This window comes from Pseudoalteromonas sp. SR41-8 (assembly GCF_014163915.1).
Lineage (GTDB): Bacteria > Pseudomonadota > Gammaproteobacteria > Enterobacterales > Alteromonadaceae > Pseudoalteromonas > Pseudoalteromonas rhizosphaerae.
This window is the reverse complement of sequence record NZ_JACJEE010000018.1, coordinates 22,592-40,222: the sequence shown is the minus strand read 5'-3', so window position 1 is coordinate 40,222 and position 17,631 is coordinate 22,592. Positions and strand designations below refer to the sequence as shown.

Annotated in this window: 17 protein-coding genes; 8 read left to right on the top strand and 9 right to left on the bottom strand. The window is 40.3% G+C overall.

Going from position 1 to position 17,631, the window contains the following annotated elements; genetic code table 11:
- Positions 1 to 129: 129 nt before the first annotated feature.
- The 3 genes from H5162_RS13205 to H5162_RS13195 form a co-directional block, all read right to left on the bottom strand.
- Positions 130 to 765 (bottom strand): CatA-like O-acetyltransferase, encoded by a 636-nt coding sequence (locus H5162_RS13205; RefSeq protein ID WP_182732310.1) that lies wholly within the window; start codon positions 763 to 765, stop codon positions 130 to 132.
- A 93-nt stretch (positions 766 to 858) separates the two neighbouring features.
- Positions 859 to 1,899 (bottom strand): Glu/Leu/Phe/Val dehydrogenase, encoded by a 1,041-nt coding sequence (locus H5162_RS13200; protein ID WP_182734943.1) that lies wholly within the window; start codon positions 1,897 to 1,899, stop codon positions 859 to 861.
- 401 nt (positions 1,900 to 2,300) lie between these two features.
- The gene (locus tag H5162_RS13195; protein ID WP_145241038.1) at positions 2,301 to 3,827 is read right to left on the bottom strand and encodes a fumarate hydratase; all 1,527 of its coding nucleotides are present in this window, start codon (positions 3,825 to 3,827) and stop codon (positions 2,301 to 2,303) included.
- A gap of 165 nt (positions 3,828 to 3,992) precedes the next feature.
- On the opposite strand from H5162_RS13195, the gene pabB reads away from it, so the two are divergent.
- The 3 genes from pabB to H5162_RS13180 all read left to right on the top strand — a co-directional run bounded on the left by pabB (position 3,993) and on the right by H5162_RS13180 (position 7,414).
- A complete protein-coding gene (pabB, locus tag H5162_RS13190) occupies positions 3,993 to 5,339 on the top strand; it encodes an aminodeoxychorismate synthase component I (protein ID WP_182778731.1) in 1,347 nt (448 codons plus the stop codon).
- A gap of 5 nt (positions 5,340 to 5,344) precedes the next feature.
- The gene (locus H5162_RS13185) at positions 5,345 to 5,938 is read left to right on the top strand and encodes a CoA pyrophosphatase (RefSeq protein ID WP_310736242.1); all 594 of its coding nucleotides are present in this window, start codon (positions 5,345 to 5,347) and stop codon (positions 5,936 to 5,938) included.
- Positions 5,939 to 6,037: 99 nt separating this feature from the next.
- Complete coding sequence (locus tag H5162_RS13180) at positions 6,038 to 7,414, top strand: L-serine ammonia-lyase (protein WP_145241045.1); 1,377 nt, start codon at positions 6,038 to 6,040, stop codon at positions 7,412 to 7,414.
- A gap of 58 nt (positions 7,415 to 7,472) precedes the next feature.
- Here the strand turns inward: H5162_RS13180 and cysB are convergent, their stop codons facing one another.
- Positions 7,473 to 8,450, bottom strand: coding sequence for an HTH-type transcriptional regulator CysB (gene cysB, locus H5162_RS13175; RefSeq protein WP_145241047.1), 978 nt, complete (start codon positions 8,448 to 8,450; stop codon positions 7,473 to 7,475).
- A 317-nt stretch (positions 8,451 to 8,767) separates the two neighbouring features.
- Here cysB and H5162_RS13170 point away from each other — a divergent pair, with 317 nt between their 5' ends.
- Positions 8,768 to 9,526, top strand: coding sequence for a hypothetical protein (locus H5162_RS13170; RefSeq protein WP_145241049.1), 759 nt, complete (start codon positions 8,768 to 8,770; stop codon positions 9,524 to 9,526).
- Between the two features lie 343 nt (positions 9,527 to 9,869).
- Here the strand turns inward: H5162_RS13170 and H5162_RS13165 are convergent, their stop codons facing one another.
- Positions 9,870 to 11,162, bottom strand: coding sequence for an NCS2 family permease (locus H5162_RS13165; protein WP_145241051.1), 1,293 nt, complete (start codon positions 11,160 to 11,162; stop codon positions 9,870 to 9,872).
- Between the two features lie 127 nt (positions 11,163 to 11,289).
- Here H5162_RS13165 and H5162_RS13160 point away from each other — a divergent pair, with 127 nt between their 5' ends.
- From H5162_RS13160 to H5162_RS13145, 4 genes are all read left to right on the top strand, one after another.
- Positions 11,290 to 11,745 (top strand): sel1 repeat family protein, encoded by a 456-nt coding sequence (locus H5162_RS13160; protein WP_145241053.1) that lies wholly within the window; start codon positions 11,290 to 11,292, stop codon positions 11,743 to 11,745.
- Positions 11,746 to 11,969: 224 nt separating this feature from the next.
- Positions 11,970 to 12,404 carry a SulA-like leucine-rich domain-containing protein gene (locus H5162_RS13155; protein ID WP_145241055.1) on the top strand — a complete coding sequence of 145 codons (435 nt, stop codon included), beginning with the start codon at positions 11,970 to 11,972 and terminating at the stop codon, positions 12,402 to 12,404.
- 40 nt (positions 12,405 to 12,444) lie between these two features.
- Entirely contained in the window at positions 12,445 to 12,924 is a 480-nt protein-coding gene (locus H5162_RS13150; protein ID WP_182734944.1) for a YchJ family protein, read from the top strand.
- An 879-nt stretch (positions 12,925 to 13,803) separates the two neighbouring features.
- On the top strand, positions 13,804 to 15,774 hold the full coding sequence (locus H5162_RS13145; RefSeq protein ID WP_182778729.1) for an RICIN domain-containing protein: 1,971 nt from the start codon (positions 13,804 to 13,806) through the stop codon (positions 15,772 to 15,774).
- Positions 15,775 to 15,814: 40 nt separating this feature from the next.
- On the opposite strand, the gene H5162_RS13140 is transcribed toward H5162_RS13145, so the two are convergent.
- From H5162_RS13140 to H5162_RS13125, 4 genes are all read right to left on the bottom strand, one after another.
- Positions 15,815 to 16,336 carry a YgjV family protein gene (locus H5162_RS13140; protein WP_182732200.1) on the bottom strand — a complete coding sequence of 174 codons (522 nt, stop codon included), beginning with the start codon at positions 16,334 to 16,336 and terminating at the stop codon, positions 15,815 to 15,817.
- A 74-nt stretch (positions 16,337 to 16,410) separates the two neighbouring features.
- Complete coding sequence (locus tag H5162_RS13135) at positions 16,411 to 16,629, bottom strand: DUF6500 family protein (protein ID WP_145241061.1); 219 nt, start codon at positions 16,627 to 16,629, stop codon at positions 16,411 to 16,413.
- Between the two features lie 7 nt (positions 16,630 to 16,636).
- The gene (locus H5162_RS13130; RefSeq protein WP_182758240.1) at positions 16,637 to 17,077 is read right to left on the bottom strand and encodes a GNAT family N-acetyltransferase; all 441 of its coding nucleotides are present in this window, start codon (positions 17,075 to 17,077) and stop codon (positions 16,637 to 16,639) included.
- A 37-nt stretch (positions 17,078 to 17,114) separates the two neighbouring features.
- Positions 17,115 to 17,531, bottom strand: a complete 417-nt coding sequence (locus tag H5162_RS13125) for a tetratricopeptide repeat protein (RefSeq protein WP_182734977.1) — start codon at positions 17,529 to 17,531, stop codon at positions 17,115 to 17,117.
- Positions 17,532 to 17,631: the final 100 nt, after the last annotated feature.

The window sequence follows — 17,631 nt, the reverse complement described above, 5'->3', positions numbered from 1 at the left end:
AACGCAAATTAAATAGATAATGATTTTCCAGTAGTTAACTATCATTATGTTTTCTTGTATATGAATTATACTAACATAGTCTGAGTTTTATTTTCATTAACTAAATAACACAATTCGTTTACGGCCACGCTAAGCACACAGAGCGTCTATACTCTGCTGCAGCTGTTCAATAAACTTCGCTACATGTAAACCATCCATCAATGCATGGTGCACATCTATTGAGATAGGCATTGTCCCCTTTTGTGCATCAAACTGTCCAAACACTAATTTAGGAATGCCGAAATGATTACCTTGTGTATGTGCATGAGAGAAGCTTGTAAAGTTCAACCACGGTAAAACCGAAATATGGATCAAATCAGTCTGACCTTCGGTTTGCGCAAAAGCAGTTGAGAATAATGGCTGTTGCTTTGCCGCTAAGCTAACTCTGTTTGCATGTATTTGAAAGTCGTTCAACGTAGCTTGTTGTGAAAAGTAGCTAAACCTAAAGGTATCATCATCAGCAAGCTCTACAACACTGGCACGTTGAGCAGCTAGTTGCCAAGGTACACCGTCAATGATCCTCAGTAACATTGGTTGATAAGCATTACTTGCCTGCAATGTCGCATAGATATAGGCATGAAAAAAAGAGCATTGCTGTGATTTACAATGCTGATACAGCGCCCCCATATCTAATTGTACACATACATTAAAGTAGGGTTGCGTAAACTCTTTAAACAGTGAGAAATGTTGTTCGCGTGGCCATGTGGCTAAATCGATGGGCGTCATATCTTTAAAAACTATACAGGTCAGGTTGACCGTATCGTGAGGGATTTACTGAATAATGTAAAGGCGTGCAATTGCACGCCTATAACGCGTTTATTATAAACCGTTTTTGATGATCTCTTGTGCGAGTTCGTCTGCGATCAAATGCGTTGATTTTTGCTCTTTCTCACTTCGCGAAAAAATTTCAGTTAAGGTTTTGAAGATCCCCTCAACATGTTTATTTGATGCCTCAGCACTGTAACCTTCTGGCGCTGTTTCATAATAAACATTAATAATACCACCTGCGTTAATCACATAATCTGGTGCGTATAAAATACCTTTTTCACGAATGATCTCACCGTGACGAGACTCGGCTAATTGGTTATTTGCACAACCAGCAATAATTGTCGCTTTAATGCGTGGAATAGTCGCATCATTTACTGTTGCACCAAGTGCACACGGTGCATATACATCGACATCAAGGTCGTATATTTCATCAATGCCTACAGCAGTCGCTGCAAAATCATTCACGACTCGATCAATTGCCACTTGGTTGATATCAGTTACAAACAAGGTCGCACCCGCGTCATGCAAATGTTTACACAAGCCATAAGCAACAGCGCCTAAGCCTTGTACTGCCACTTTAATGCCACTCAAGTCTTGGTGACCACGTTGATGTTGTAACGCCGCTTTAATTCCTAAAAATGTGCCATACGCTGTAAATGGTGATGGGTTACCACTTTTACCTTCAAGGCCTAATACATAGTTAGTTTCTTTATTCATGATAGCCACATCATCACAGGTGATGTTTACATCTTCAGCGGAATAATAACTACCATTTAAGCGCTCTAATTGGCGACCAAATGCACGGAATAATTGTTCAGACTTAATTTCTTTGGCATTTCCAATGATCACAGATTTACCACCACCAAATGGTAAACGTGCTACCGCATTTTTGTAGGTCATACCCTTTGATAAACGAAGCGCATCGACAACAGCGTCGTCATCACTTGCGTAATCCCACATTCTGCAACCACCAACAGCAGGACCTAAATTAGTATTATGAACGGCAATAATTGCACGAAGGCCTGATTCTTTATCTGAACAAAAAACCACTTGTTCGTGGTTATCAAAATCAACTCGATTGAACACAGCCACTTTATCTTACTCCGAAATTTGTAACCCGTGAGAGGGTATACACGCTGAAATTGCCGAGACTCTACCACTTCATATTACAGCTTGCCACTATATGAGATGATAAAACCTATCAATATCAGGCGCCGTAATGAACAAGCTAAATTATCGCAATTTTAAACATTTTAAATTCAAAAATAGTCACTTTTTAGAATAGTTAATTAACTTAACTAAAAACATAGCATGATAACGTTTACGTGAACGTCAATTTAAATATTATTGTAAAGTTTAAATTACAAGGCAATAAACAGCAACAAGAGAGTAATGATGGGTCTTTGCGGGAGGTTAGGTGGTTTACATCCAACTGGTCAGAGCTGATAAGCGGTATCTGAGAAAACTCAAATACCGCATAATAAAGCGAATACTTATTTTAATTTAGCGTCTAACTCTGCAATTTTAGCTTTCCAAATTGCTGGGCCTTGGGTATGCGCATTTGCGCCTTCACTATCCACTGCGACAGTGACTGGCATATCTTCTACTTCAAATTCATAGATAGCTTCCATACCTAAATCTTCAAATGCCACTACACGGGCTTTTTTGATAGCTTTAGATACTAAATAAGCTGCTCCACCTACGGCCATCAAATACACAGATTTATTGTTTTTGATAGACTCAACCGTTGCAGGGCCACGTTCCGCTTTACCAATCATGCCAATAATGCCGGTTTTTTCTAGCATCATGTCAGTGAATTTATCCATCCGAGTTGCTGTTGTAGGACCCGCTGGGCCCACTGCTTCATCACGTACCGCGTCAACTGGGCCAACGTAGTAAATAAACTTATTATCAAAATCAACACCTGCAGGTAACCCTTCACCAGAATTGATCATATCTTGCAGACGTTTATGCGCTGCATCACGACCAGTTAATATAGTCCCTGACAGTAATACTGTTTCGCCCATTTTCCATTCATGCGTGTCTTCTTTAGTTAGCGTATTTAAGTCAACACGACGCGTGCCCTCACCCACTTCAAATGTGACTTCTGGCCAATCTTCAAGTTTTGGCGCTTTTAAGTTTGCAGGACCTGAACCATCTAATGTGAAATGTACATGGCGAGTCGCAGCACAATTAGGGATCATAACCACAGGTTTTGAGGCCGCATGAGTCGGTGCGGTTTTTATTTTCACATCAACTACTGTTGTTAAACCGCCAAGGCCTTGTGCGCCAATACCGAGCTTATTTGCGCGCTCAAATATTTCTAAACGAAGTTTCTCTTCGGTGGTTTCTGCGCCACGTTCCATAAGCTCATGGATATCAACTGGATCCATAAGTGATTCTTTTGCCATTACTGCGGCTTTTTCTGCCGTTCCGCCAATACCTATACCTAGCATGCCTGGTGGACACCAACCAGCGCCCATGGTCGGCAAGGTCTTTTCGACCCATTCAGCCACATCATCAGATGGATTAAGCATCACCATTTTACTTTTATTTTCAGAGCCGCCGCCTTTTGCTGCCACCATTACTTCAACATTGCCGCCTGCCACTAAATCAATGTGCACGACCGAAGGCGTATTATCTTTGGTGTTTTTACGGCTACCTGCAGGATCTGCAACAATAGATGCACGTAATGGATTATCTGGATTCAAATAAGCACGACGCGTCCCTTCGTCAACCATTTGCTGTACGGTTAAATCTGTTTTGTCCCACTTAACATCCATACCTACTTTCACAAAACAAGTAATAATACCTGTGTCTTGGCACAAAGGACGTTTGCCTTCTGCCGACATCCGCGAGTTAATTAAAATCTGCGCAATGGCATCTTTTGCCGCTTTACTTTGTTCTTTGTTATAGGCTTTTTCGAGCGCTTGAACAAAATCAAGTGGATGATAAAACGAAATATACTGCAATGCATCTTCAATGCTATCAATAAAGTCTTGCTGACGAATTGTACTCATAGGGGTTCCTTAAATTACCTTTACGTGAGAACACGTAAACTAGGCCAAACCAGTGACGGTGGTTTGTACAGCGCTTAGGCAACGTCACTAAACGCTGCCAAAAAATTATAACTTATGATACCCTCCTAGCCCGTTTCGAGCCAGTTCTTCAGGGTAAAAAAATAGATGATAAAGCAACAAAAAACCTGTATTCAATTAGACATTTCGCTCAACTGCCTAGAGGTTTTCGCCTATTTTGCCCATTTACCTTATGCCGTTCTGCTGGATTCAGCCAACAGCGACCATATAAATAGTCGTTACGATCTGATTGCTATTGCGCCAAAAATGCGCCTAGAAGTTAAAAATAACCACACGTTTATTGATGACAAGGCAACTGAACAAGATTGTTTTAGCATCATTAAAGCACAGCTAAATACTCTAGATAGCAGTAAAACTAAGCCTAACCTACCTTTTAGTGGCGGCTGGCTCGGGTATTTTGGTTACGACCTTGGCCGAGTCATTGAAAAACTTCCCAGCCAAGCTATCGATGATATCGATATGCCACAACTAGCTATTGGTCTCTATCTGGATGCACTTATCTATGATAAAAAGCTGCACAGTTGGTTTTATGTCGCACAGCCTGATGTTGATAGATCAGCAATGTATCTACAGGAGTTAGCTCACGCCTCTCCAATTACCTCGCCATTTGAAATCACCCGAGGCTGGTCATCAAATATGAGCCGCGCACAATACAGCGCTAAGTTTGCAAGAATTCAGGGATATTTAAAAAGTGGCGATTGTTATCAAATTAACTTAGCACAGCGTTTTACAGCGCAGTATCAAGGCTCACCGTGGCATGCTTATTGTACTTTGCGCGAAGCTAACAAAGCACCATTTTCAAGTTTTATTAATCATCCTGATGGCGCTATTTTATCTATTTCCCCTGAGCGCTTTATTGCCATTAATGATAATCAGGTTGAAACCAAGCCAATCAAAGGAACGCTGCCACGGTGTCTTGATAAAAAAGAAGATGCGTTACAAGCAACTCGATTACAAAATTCAGCGAAAGATCGCGCTGAGAATGTGATGATTGTTGATTTACTGCGCAACGACTTAGGTAAAGTTGCCAAACCTGGTACCGTGCAAGTCCCGTCACTCTTTGCGATTGAGAGTTTTCCTGCAGTACACCACTTAGTCAGTACCGTGACAGCGCAGTTAGCTGACGATAAAACTGCGGTTGATCAGTTGTATGCTGCTTTTCCGGGAGGGTCAATCACCGGTGCACCCAAAATTCGTGCGATGGAAATCATTGAAGAATTAGAACCGCATCGGCGCAGTATTTACTGTGGTTCAATCGGTTATTTAAGCGCTTGTGGCAATATGGATACCAGTATTACCATCCGAACTTTAGTGTGTCACAAACAGCATATTTATTGTTGGGCTGGCGGCGGCATTGTTGCTGATTCACAAGTGGATTTGGAATACCAAGAAACTTACGATAAAGTAAATAAAATCTTACCTTTATTGAAGTAACCTGTGTGAATAGCAAACAGCTTATGGCTCGTTTTCAGCTAACTGCGCCTGCCAATGAGTATATACAGCCAGCTGATAAGAGACATTTTAAACAACGTCCTCAACGAGCCAGTGCCGTTATGTTACCGCTGATTGATGTAGATAACAGCGCGCACATATTACTATGCAAACGCCCAATGTTCTTAAATCACCATCCTGGGGAAATTTGCTTACCAGGCGGTAAGCATGAGTTGAGCGATGCAAACTTACGCCATACTGCACTGCGTGAACTAAGTGAAGAGCTAAATATCGCCCCATCAAATGTCACTGTCATCGGTCAATTAGGCGATTACTCTACTCTTACCGGCTTTACGATTACACCGTTTGTTGGTGTATTAGCCCCAGATACACATTGGCATGCAGACCAAAATGAAGTGGCCGCCAGTTTTTTGCTGCCCGTCAGCGCACTCGCTGATGTAAACAATTGGCAACCCTTACCTTTTCATCGCTTTGGCAAAACTATTACTTTACAAGGTTTTTCAACTCCTTACGGACTACTTTGGGGAGCCACTGCTAGCATTATAAAAAACTTTACAAAACAGCTTGCCATACCAGTTTAAATCTCTATTGCAAAGGGTTACAAGGGTACAATTACGCGTTATTATGTGCGACCGTTCAAAGGCAGCAATCGTGCTGAGTAAAAGTAGAGTAAAGTTATTATGATCAGTGCATTCGATATGTTTAGTATTGGCATTGGCCCGTCATCATCACACACCGTCGGCCCAATGCGCGCATCGCGTTTATTTGTTAACGAACTACAACAACAAAACTTGTTAACCGATGTCACCAGCATTAAAGTTGAGCTATATGGCTCATTGGGACAAACAGGTATCGGCCATGGCTCAGGCAAAGCAGTTATCCTCGGACTTGCGGGTTATGATCCGGAAACCATTGATGCCGATTTAGTAGACGATATTCTCGCTAAAATTGAAAATGAACAAGTGATCCACTTAAATCAAGTGCATCAAGCAAAGTTTCCAAAACAAGGAGCGATTGTATTCCACCGTCGTAAAACTTTGCCAAAACACTCAAATGCAATGGAGATCATTGCTTTTAAAGGCGACGAAAAACTCCATAGTAAAGTTTACTATTCAATTGGCGGCGGTTTTATTGTTACCGATGAAGAATTTGAAAACGAAAAACAAGCTGCGCTCACTGTCCGTGAAGAAAACCCAGCCCCCTTTCCATTTGGCAGTGCCAAAGAATTATTAGAAATGTGTAAGGAGTCAGGTTATAGCGTATCAAGCTTGATGATGAAAAATGAAAAAACCTTACGCACAGAAGATGAAATAAAAGATGAACTATTCAATATTTGGCAAGTAATGAAAGCCTGTATTGAACGCGGTATGCGCACCGAAGGAATTTTACCTGGTGGTTTAAAAGTAAAACGTCGCGCCCCTAGCCTGTACTTAAAGCTCAATATTGAAGTCAGCAATGACCCCCTTCGCGCAATGGACTGGGTGGATTTATTTGCCCTTGCTGTTAATGAAGAAAACGCTGCAGGTGGCCGTGTAGTTACAGCACCAACTAATGGCGCAGCAGGTATTTTACCTGCGGTATTAATGTACTACCACACATTCATTAAAGAAATAGACCGCGATATTGCAACTCGTTATTTATTAACTGCCGCCGCAATTGGCATCTTATATAAAAAGAATGCCTCAATTTCAGGTGCTGAAGTTGGTTGCCAAGGCGAAGTTGGCGTCGCATGTTCAATGGCTGCTGGTGCACTGACTGAAATTGTCGGTGGCAGTGTATTACAAGTAGAAAATGCCGCGGAAATTGGCATGGAGCATAACTTAGGGTTAACCTGCGACCCTGTCGGTGGATTAGTACAAGTGCCGTGCATTGAACGTAATGCTATGGGAGCTATTAAAGCAATAAATGCATCGCGTTTGGCTATTCGTGGCAGTGGCGAGCAAAAAGTATCATTGGATAAAGTTATTAAAACCATGCTTGATACTGGTAACGATATGAAAACTAAATATAAAGAAACCGCTCGCGGTGGCTTAGCTGTAAATATAATTGAGTGTTAGGTTTATAGTCATTAAAAAAGCCGCAATATGCGGCTTTTTTGTTTTCAACAGATTAAAGTCACTTAACCGGTAATTCTATATCTTCAAACAGCTTATCTACGTCATCTTGATTACGTAGTAAACTCGCTCGCTCAACCCGCTCTTTGGTCAGATGTGGTGCAAAACGCTCTATAAAGTCATACATATACGTACGTAAAAAGCTGCCTTTTCTAAAGCCAATTTTAGTGGTGCTGGCTTCAAATAAATGGCTGGCATCAATACACACTAAATCGGTATCTGCAATTTGATCAATCGCCATTGATGCTACAACACCCACACCTAAACCTAAGCGTACATAGGTTTTAATCACATCGGCGTCAGTTGCAGTAAATACAATGTGTGGTTCAAGTCCCTGCGCATTAAATGCTTTATCAAGTTCTGAACGGCCAGTAAAACCAAATACATAAGTAATAAGTGGATACTGGGCAATATCGGCAACGGTTAGCGACTCTGCTTTTTTAGCTAGTGGATGGTCTTTTGCCACCACAATACTGCGATTCCAGTGATAGCAAGGTAACATCACTAAATCAGAATATAAATGTAGTGCTTCAGTGGCAATTGCAAAATCAGCATCGCCACGAGCAGCAGCATCAGAAATTTGCTGCGGCGTACCTTGGTGCATGTGCAATGACACCGCAGGGTACTTTTTCATAAATCCTTGGATCACACTTGGCAGTGCATACCGTGCTTGGGTATGTGTGGTGGCAATATTCAACTTACCTTGATCAGGTAGTGTATGCTCATTTGCAACCGCTTTAATACCCTCTACTTTAGAAAGGATCTCACGGGAAATATTAATTATTTCAGTGCCCGCGCTGGTAACATGGGTTAAGTGTTTTCCACTTCGCCCAAAAATCTGCACGCCCAACTCATCTTCCAACATACGTACTTGCTTAGAAATACCTGGCTGTGAGGTAAACAAACTTTCAGCGGTTGCTGAAACATTAAGTTTATGATTTTGGACTTCGACGATGTATCTGAGTTGTTGTAATTTCATGGCTGCATTTTTTAGTGTAGTTATACTGCTTATTTATAAATGCTACATCGCGTCAAGCCAAGTTTTTTCTGATTAACAATAGAAAAAGGCTGTCTGGAATCGTATTTATAAGGTTATCTGCTTAGGCTAGCATAATCCCTCGCCTTGAGGTAGCCATCTTTTAAGCTGATGCTCAAAATGAAAAAATATCATACGCAGATAGTAATAAATGATGAGAAAGTGAATTCTTTTTTACATAAGCCGCGCAAAACTATCCTGTTAGCATATATTTAATGTAAGATTAAAATTATTAGTTTGTGAAATTTGAGACCTAAACCATGATCGTTTCTATTATTATTATGTTGATTGTTGCACTGATTGTCATTGCCCTCTGGGTCAGTGCGGTACAACAGCATAAAGAGAAACAAGAAACAGAACGCCGCAAAGACTTAACCAAACAAAAAAAAATCATTGAAGAATCAGAAGACGTTCTATTAAATAGCGCAAACATCCCTATGTCAGAACATATTTTACGTATTCTACAACGGCGTATTCATGATGCTTTAGTCGCTATGGTGCAGCTATCACCCAATTCGAAAGAGTTAAAGAATCGCTTAAAGGAAGCAAAAGAACGTTTAGGAGACTCAATCGACACCACTAACTTAGAAAATTTAGTGTTACCCGATAACGACAAGCAATTAATAGCACTAATCCAAGGTATTAAGAAAGTACGCGCAGTACTTCGTTCAGAGCATGGCAAAGGGAAAGTAGACAGCCAAATTTTTATTGCTGAAGACAAGCGCTTAGAAAAACTCCAATTACGAATTAATATTGAAAGCCAGATTAAACGAGGTATCTCCGCACGCTCTGCGAATATGGTCGGTTCTGCACGCCAATACTTTGAAAAAGCCTACGCTACTGTATCTGCAGTCGCTTATAGCGATGACTATATAACCACTAAACGCCAAGAGCTCGAAGGTTATTTAGAAGCAATAAGCACAGAGCTTAAAGCATCTAATGCAACAGCACTGAAGAAAAAAGCAGAGCAAGAACAAGACGATTTAGACGTACTTTTTGCACCAAAGAAAAAGTGGTAAACCACTTTTTCTTTGTATTAACTTAGGGTCTGTTGACCTTTGCGGATTAATATTTGTTCAAACTAGGGGCAATTTAATCGCGGCGCGAGGTTTGTAACCTAGTGGGCTAAGTGAAAACCGAGCAAAGCTTCCGCGTCCTGCTCACGCCCCTTACTTACATCCAAAGTAACAAAGAGTTAATTGCCCCTAGGCAGAACCCTTCGGGCTGCGCCTGTTTGGCATTGATGCTGCGTTATCACCTATTTATGGGGAATGACCACACCACATAGGTTCTGCCTTGCCTAAATACCAAACAGACTGCTGCAAATTTAACCTTGAAAAGTCAACAGACCCTAGTAACTCATTAAGATAAAAACGCAAATTTGATCACAAACATCGCAGTCAATATCCACACACTGATGCTTACTTGTTCTCGTTTACCACACAATACTTTAACGACTGTATAAGAAATAAAGCCCAGTGCAATGCCATGAGCAATGGAGAATGTTAGCGGCGTCATCAGTAATACCACACTCACTGGAATGGCATCTGTCATATCATCCCAATTTACAAACTTGAGGTTTTGTAGCATTAGCACCGACACATATAAAATAGCTCCCGCAGTTGCATAAGCTGGCACCATTTTCGCCAAGGGTGCAAAAAACATCATCAATAAAAAGCACATTCCTACAACCACAGCTGTAAGTCCGGTTCTGCCACCCACAGATACTCCTGCAACTGACTCTATATATGAGGTTGTGGTCGAAGTGCCCAATACTGAACCGGCAATGGTTGCGGCGCTATCAGCACTTAATGCTCGTCCTAAACGAGGCATATTACCTTGTTCATCAGCAAGACCTGCTTTTTGAGTTACCGCAACTAAGGTGCCTGATGTATCAAATAAATCAACGAACAACAATGCAAAAATGACGCTAAGCATTGACAACTCAAACGCCGCTGAAAAATCAAGTTGCATAAAAGTAGGCGCAATTGAAGGAGGCATAGATATCACGCCTTGATACTCTACCAAACCCAGACTTAGCGCGATCACAGTTACTAATAAAATGCTGATCAAAACACCACTTTTAAAATCACGATAAAGTAGCGCTGCAATAACAAAAAAGCTAAAAATAGCCAACAATGGACCGGCAGCCGTTATATCACCCAGTTGCACTAATGTTGCAGGGCTGGCCACAATGATCCCGGCATTTTTAAGCGCAATTAACGCTAAGAACGCTCCAATTCCTGTTGCAATGGCTTGCTTTAACACCAATGGAATAGCATTAATTATCCACTCCCTGACTTTGAACAAACTCAGGAACAAGAAAATACAGCCCGACATAAACACAGCCCCTAATGCTGCTTGCCAGGTATAGCCCATGCCTAACACAACACCATAAGTAAAAAAGGCATTAAGCCCCATACCAGGAGCCAAAGCTAACGGATAATTTGCCCAAAAGCCCATGATAAAACAGCCAATAGCCGCAGCAATACAAGTTGCCACAAACGCAGCACCTTGATCCATACCAGCTTCAGCCAACATAGCAGGGTTGACAAACACAATATAAACCATAGTAATAAAGGTAGTGAGGCCGGCAATACATTCGCGGCGCACAGTCGAGTTGTGGTCGCTAATTTTAAATAACGCGTCGAGCATAAGTGAGTTTCATTTTAGATGACAATAATTGCGTGATTTTATCATATATTTCAAGAATAACAGGACAATTAACCTGATATTAGACTAAACTGAGCAGGTAAATGACAACAATAATATGTGTGGCACTATGACAGATACCTCGCCAATTGGCTTAGATTTAGAACAACAGTTAGAAAACGTATTATCGTTTATCACCCAACCGAGCAAAGCCCCACACAGTGCGGTTAAAGCTGATACTCCTGATAACACTGTTAATAAAGCCCTGTATTATTTAAAAAATGATCAACCTCCTCTCGCTGCTAAATGGATGCGCTTAGCTGCAATGTCAGGTAATCAGCGAGCCCAATTTTATCTAGGATTATTTTTTATCAAAGGCCAAGGCGTACCTACTAGTGTTTTTCATGGCGCAGTATGGCTAAGTTTAGCCAGTAGCCAAGGCTATGAGCCTGCAACAACCGCCTTAACTGATTTACGTAAACATCTAGCCACCCGCCGCTTTAAAGATGCCCAGTGTTATGCTGCAACACTGTATGAACAAATACACCAACAGCAGTTTGCTCACCTGATCCCCAACTCACCTTGAAAAGGGACTAATCTACCCTTTTCGTTAAAATCAATTGCCACCTCAATTTAAATAATTAATACATTGTTTTGTATAGTATTATTTAATTTTCTGCACATTTTCAAAGCTGATGGTATCAAATAAATTTAAAAATCGTTCAAAAAGATAGCAAAAAACACTTGCACACAAACACTGTATAAACTACTGTATATGAGTACTGTATAAACAACCAGTGAGTGAAACTTATGTTACAGCCAATTACCATCAGAACAGTTAAAAGCTATCAACAAGATAATTTAAGCGCATCAGTAAATTTGATTCAGATAGAAGATGAGATCTCTGCAACTTTTGAACTTCTAAAGGTGTTACACCATTACAATAATAAAAACGCATGGACGTTACTGATTGCACCGGATCACGTACCAAGTAAAGCTTTACTTGATTCATGTTCTATTGATACCAGTAAACTATTAGTGATTAGGCAAAAGCATCTGGTTAATTTAGAGTATGTACTAAATTCAGCACTACATAACGGTAACTTTGCAGCGGTGATCACCTGGACAGACATTGTGAAAGACAATCAAATAGCTAACCTGTCATTAAAGTTAGACCAAGCGAGTGCAAAACTATACTGTTTTACTAAAACCCAACAAGCTACAGAGATAGCATTAGCACAATAAGCTGTTAAAATGCCGTTTTTTAATAAAGCGTATTTTAATTATGACCTCACTCACTGACAGTCTTTGCTTATGTGGCAGCGAACAAAGCTATAGCGATTGCTGTGAAAAATTGCACTCAGGCAATATACAAGCAACAAGCCCAGAGCAACTAATGCGCTCTCGCTTTGTTGCTTATGCTTTAAAAAATGCTAAGTATATTTACCAAACTTATGCACAAGAAAAACAAGCAGCAAACCCAATCAAAGAAATTGCTGATTTTGCTAATAGTTGCCGCTTTATAAAATTAGCCGTGATCAGTGCAGACCAGCAAGAATACACTGGTTGTGTTGAATTTTGTGTTAGCTATTTTTATCAAAACTTGTTTTGCCAACTACATGAAAAATCAAGCTTCATAAAAGAAGATGGGCAGTGGCGTTATCTCGATGGTGATATCTTCCCTGTTGCAGATATAAAAATTAGCCGCAATGATGAATGCCCGTGTGGTAGCGGTAAAAAATATAAAAAATGCCACAGCGTATAACACTTTCTTAGAGTGTAGTTTTTACCGTAAGTATTTTATAAATAATCATAAATTCAAAAAAATCGCGACCCAACGTGGTCTGTCTAAGTGCGATTAACTATTTGTTGCTTAACCTAAATTTTGGTTAATGTGTTTTCTAACGCATTGATTTAAAGCACTAATATTACTTTTACTCTCCAGCCGAAATTTTCAGGGAAAATAAGGCGAATTTACGCGTCAATAGCATGCCTATTACAAGTAAATTTAACGCAGTTAACATTGAAAAATAGCCGCTGGAGATGGATTTATTATCCGAAGCTCAGATTACTTCCGCCAGTAGAATAACGCGGTAGCAGTTATCGATCCAACTAGGTTACAAACCTCTTGTCATGATTAAATCACTCCTAGATTAAACAAATTTTAATTCTGAAAGGTCAACATGCTCTAGTACTTCACAACAACACCTATAAACAACTAACTCATCCATAAAACATATATATACTGCGTTAGAACCAACCCCGTAGCATGCTAAGATCTAGTCATATCAAAAAACAATAAAGGAACAAATGTTAAATAAATTTCAAGTATCAAAAAAACACTATAATAAAAACTAGAAAATAAATCGTTATTATTTTTATATTTTTTTAAAATAATTAAAACAAAGCCTAACCTATTAATTTTAATTAAATATATTTATTTAAAACGCATAAAAACAAAACTAAATAATGAAATTAAAACTAATCAATCAGTAATTAGCATTGCAGAAAGTCATATTTAGCGCAATAATGCCACCGGTAGCACTGCAGTGCAAGCATAGACAGGACTTGATTGTGTTAACATTTTTAACAATTAATTTATTTGATTGTTTTGATCTGAACATACAATAATTAGGAACAACCAATGAATAAACGTACGTTATTTAAATATTCTTTGCATGCTTTGGCCATAACAACTGCTATATATGGAAACAGTGCACTTGCTAATGCGTCAGGCTTTGCCGCAACGAATGGTGGTACAACCGGTGGTGCTGGTGGCGATGTTGTTTATGCAACAACTGGAACCCAAATTCACCAGGCTTTATGTAACCGAGCATCAAGTGACACACCAATTATCATCCACGTTGAAGGCACCATAAATCATGGCAACACCAGTAAAGTATCTGGAGATAGTTGCAATACTGGGCCAGATCTAATTGAACTAAAAGAAATTAATAATGTTTCTATTATCGGTGTTGGTAGCGGTGCTCTTTTTGACCAATTAGGCATCCATATTCGTTCATCTTCAAATATCATTATTCAAAATGTTCACGTTAGAAACGTCAAAAAATCAGGCTCCCCCACCTCCAACGGCGGTGATGCGATTGGCATGGAGTCAAACGTCAGAAATATTTGGGTCGATCACGTTACACTTGAGGCCAGTGGTGGCGAAAGTTCAGGATATGATGCTTTGTTCGATATGAAGAGTAATACCAAATACGTGACATTATCTTACAGTATTTTGCGCAACTCTGGACGCGGTGGTCTCGTTGGCTCAAGTGATAGTGACAATACTAACGGCCCTGTTACTTTTCATCACAATTACTATGAAAATATTAATTCTCGCACGCCTTTACTAAGACACGCGACAGCGCATGCTTACAACAACTACTACTATGGACTCGTGTCATCGGGCATGAATCCACGAATTGGCGGTAAAATGCGCGCCGAAAACAACTACTTTAAAAATTCCAAAGATCCACTCGGTACTTTTTATACAAATGATATGGGTTACTGGCAAGTCAGTGGCAATGTTTGGGATAATATCGATTGGTCTGAACAAGAAAACAAGCTTCACCCAGCAGGCCCTAATCCGACCTCAACCACAACAATCAACATTCCTTATAACTATCAACTTGATAATGCACAGTGTATACCCAACATCATTGCAGCAACGGCTGGCGCGAACAAAGGCTTGCAAACATCGAATGGCCAATGTGGCTCGACTACCCCAACTGATCCAACACCGGATCCAGATCCAATACCTGAGCCAACGCCATCAGGGGAAAATCTTGCTATCAGTGCCGGTGTTGATGGCAGTTCTAAAGCCAGTGGCTCGAGTTATGGCAATGTGAACGACGGCGATATGTCAACTTACTGGTCACCGTCAGCTACCACGGGCACGATCAATATTAAAAGCCTTAACACCACCATAAATGCGATTAAAATAATTGAAACCCCAGCCAGTAAAGGAAGCATTACAGCTTGGTCTTTAGTGAACTACGATACAGGTGTAACACTTACTAACGGTGGTGCTGTGCCAAATGTAATCACTTTTTCTAACACTAACTTATCCAAAGTAAGTTTTGTGATTCATTCCGCCAATGGCGTACCGCAAATTGCAGAGTTTGAAATCTACAATGGTTATACCGACGGCAATAATGGCAACCCAACCAATACACAAGTCAATGGTACTTACCGCATTACCCCAAAACACAGTGGTGCATCATTAGATATTGCTAACTGTCAAAGTGAAGATGGGGCAAATGTTAGGCAGTGGTCTTGGCTTAATAATGATTGCCAAAAATTTAATATTTCAACAGTCGATGGGGTGTGGCATCGTATTTCACCAGTCAATGCTCCTTCTAAAGGGTTAGAGGTCTATACGCATTCAACTACAGCGGGTGAAAATATCAATATCTGGACATACACAGGGAGCTATAACCAGCAGTTTCGTTTGCAAAGTGCCGGCTCTGGTAAGTGGCGTATCATCAACCGAAATAGTGAGTTGTGCTTAGACGTCGCAGGCAGCAAAACTGCCGATGATGCTAATATTCTGCAATGGACATGTACCTCAGGAGCAGAAAATCAAATGTTTGAGTTAACCAGACAATAACTAACATTTACTGTGAAGGGCTTTGTTAAGCTCTTCATTATTAACCGTGTTCAGTCAGCGCCTCACGGGTAAAGCGTTGTTTATGTAGTCTATAGATAGTCGATATATTAATAACAATTACAGTCGCTTCCAATAGCACGCCGCCAATAGATCCAACAATTATATTATTTGCCAACCATAGGCACGATCCTGCAAACAGCAAAACACGCATTTTGATGCCCGTTAAGCAAAATAGTGCAAAACAACCCAAACAAGCGGCAACAATCGCAAGGTAATCCGTCCATTGCTGGGCTGTTAGATAACCGATAACCACGGTTAAAATAATAAAAATGGCTGCTATCCACACCGATTTTACCCGCATTGATACGGCTGTACGCCCCGCTGAAAATAAACAGCACAATGATGAAGTGATAGCATTGAGTAAATAAAAGTGCAGTGCATGATTTAGATTCATCACCACCATCATTATTTTTAAACGACGATCATCCTTTTGATAAAAGCACACCAATGCTAAAACAAAGCTGAGTAAACCAAACCCTTGGGCAATCCAACTATCAACCACCAGCACTACACCTCACTAAAATAAATATCTCAACCGCTGTTGTGGTTAATATACAATCAAACATCTACACGCTATTACAGATTATTTTCAATCATGGTTTTAATGATCCGCGCTTTAACAAAGTGATCTAATTGGTGGGTTTGTATCCACCATGTCGCAGCTTCCATAAGTAATTCTGGATCATCATTTTTGTTGGCAAAAAAAGCATAAAACGACAGCCCAACATTATCTCCCTTCGCCGCTATTTTTTTGTCGCAAACTTGAATGATCTTAGTCCTTAATTCGTCGCGCATTACGGCGTTACCTCACTTCACTTTTTAAACTGCATTGCATTTCAATAAGTTGGTGTTCGCCAACTATTTCAACATCTTTAATATATTTAAAACCATAACTTTCGTAATAGCCTTGCAAATAGGCATGTGCATGAATTTCAATGATCTCAAGGCCAATTTTACCAGCATGTGATAACAAGGCATTAATAACCAATTTAGCAATGCCGGATCCTCGGTATTGCTTTAACACTGCAATCCTTGCCATAACGCCACACCGTCGATTACGTTTCACTAACCGCGCAGTAGCGACTAAAGCACCGCCATCTGTTACCACCACATGCACAGCTCGTTCGTCGAAACCGTCTAAATCTAACTGCTTAGGAATACTTTGTTCGATCACAAATACCTGGTGGCGAATAGCATGCGCTTGCGCAATCAGTTCAGGGCTAGTGCCTAGCGTAACATCCATTTATTGTGACCTCTTAAACATAATCAACGAGCTAATTTTACTGTAATTGTTGTAGTAGCTGAGCTATTTCAGCCTTCAGCGCTTTATCAGGAATTTTATTTGCGCTAACCTGCGCAGCTTGTAAACTTACGATAGCAGCTTCGGTTTGCCCTAGTTCAACATGCATAGTTGCCATCGCATAACCAATTGACGACATATAATCTTTCGCATTGATGGCGTTAGCTTTAGCTAATGCTTTTTCATAGATCAACAACGCATCGGCAAACTCATCGGTAAAATCAGCGAGCGTTTCCCACTGTACAGGATGATCTTTCTCAGTATTTTCATGCTCAATACACAGTGCTTTTAGCTGCCCATAGAGTGAATCGAACGTGACTTGATCTTGCTGCTGTGCAGCATTCATTAGCTCACCGGCTAAGTTCAATACTGATTTATACAGTTTTGTATTCATTATTCTTTCATTACCTTTTGTTAGAAATTACAGCCAAATTAACTATCTTGCATGGCTAAGAACAACAACTCAAAGCGAAACGAAAGAAAATACAAGGCCGAGA

Bases quoted from the DNA above. Each gene is read 5' to 3' on its own strand.
- H5162_RS13165 (WP_145241051.1), bottom strand. From the start codon at position 11,162: ATGCTCGACGCGTTATTTAAAATTAGCGACCACAACTCGACTGTGCGC.
- H5162_RS13155 (WP_145241055.1), top strand. From the start codon at position 11,970: ATGTTACAGCCAATTACCATCAGAACAGTTAAAAGCTATCAACAAGAT.
- H5162_RS13130 (WP_182758240.1), bottom strand. From the start codon at position 17,077: ATGGATGTTACGCTAGGCACTAGCCCTGAACTGATTGCGCAAGCGCAT.
- pabB (WP_182778731.1), top strand. From the start codon at position 3,993: ATGATAAAGCAACAAAAAACCTGTATTCAATTAGACATTTCGCTCAAC.
- H5162_RS13170 (WP_145241049.1), top strand. From the start codon at position 8,768: ATGATCGTTTCTATTATTATTATGTTGATTGTTGCACTGATTGTCATT.
- H5162_RS13180 (WP_145241045.1), top strand. From the start codon at position 6,038: ATGATCAGTGCATTCGATATGTTTAGTATTGGCATTGGCCCGTCATCA.
- cysB (WP_145241047.1), bottom strand. From the start codon at position 8,450: ATGAAATTACAACAACTCAGATACATCGTCGAAGTCCAAAATCATAAA.
- H5162_RS13160 (WP_145241053.1), top strand. From the start codon at position 11,290: ATGACAGATACCTCGCCAATTGGCTTAGATTTAGAACAACAGTTAGAA.
- H5162_RS13195 (WP_145241038.1), bottom strand. From the start codon at position 3,827: ATGAGTACAATTCGTCAGCAAGACTTTATTGATAGCATTGAAGATGCA.
- H5162_RS13135 (WP_145241061.1), bottom strand. From the start codon at position 16,629: ATGCGCGACGAATTAAGGACTAAGATCATTCAAGTTTGCGACAAAAAA.
- H5162_RS13150 (WP_182734944.1), top strand. From the start codon at position 12,445: ATGACCTCACTCACTGACAGTCTTTGCTTATGTGGCAGCGAACAAAGC.
- H5162_RS13205 (WP_182732310.1), bottom strand. From the start codon at position 765: ATGACGCCCATCGATTTAGCCACATGGCCACGCGAACAACATTTCTCA.
- H5162_RS13145 (WP_182778729.1), top strand. From the start codon at position 13,804: ATGAATAAACGTACGTTATTTAAATATTCTTTGCATGCTTTGGCCATA.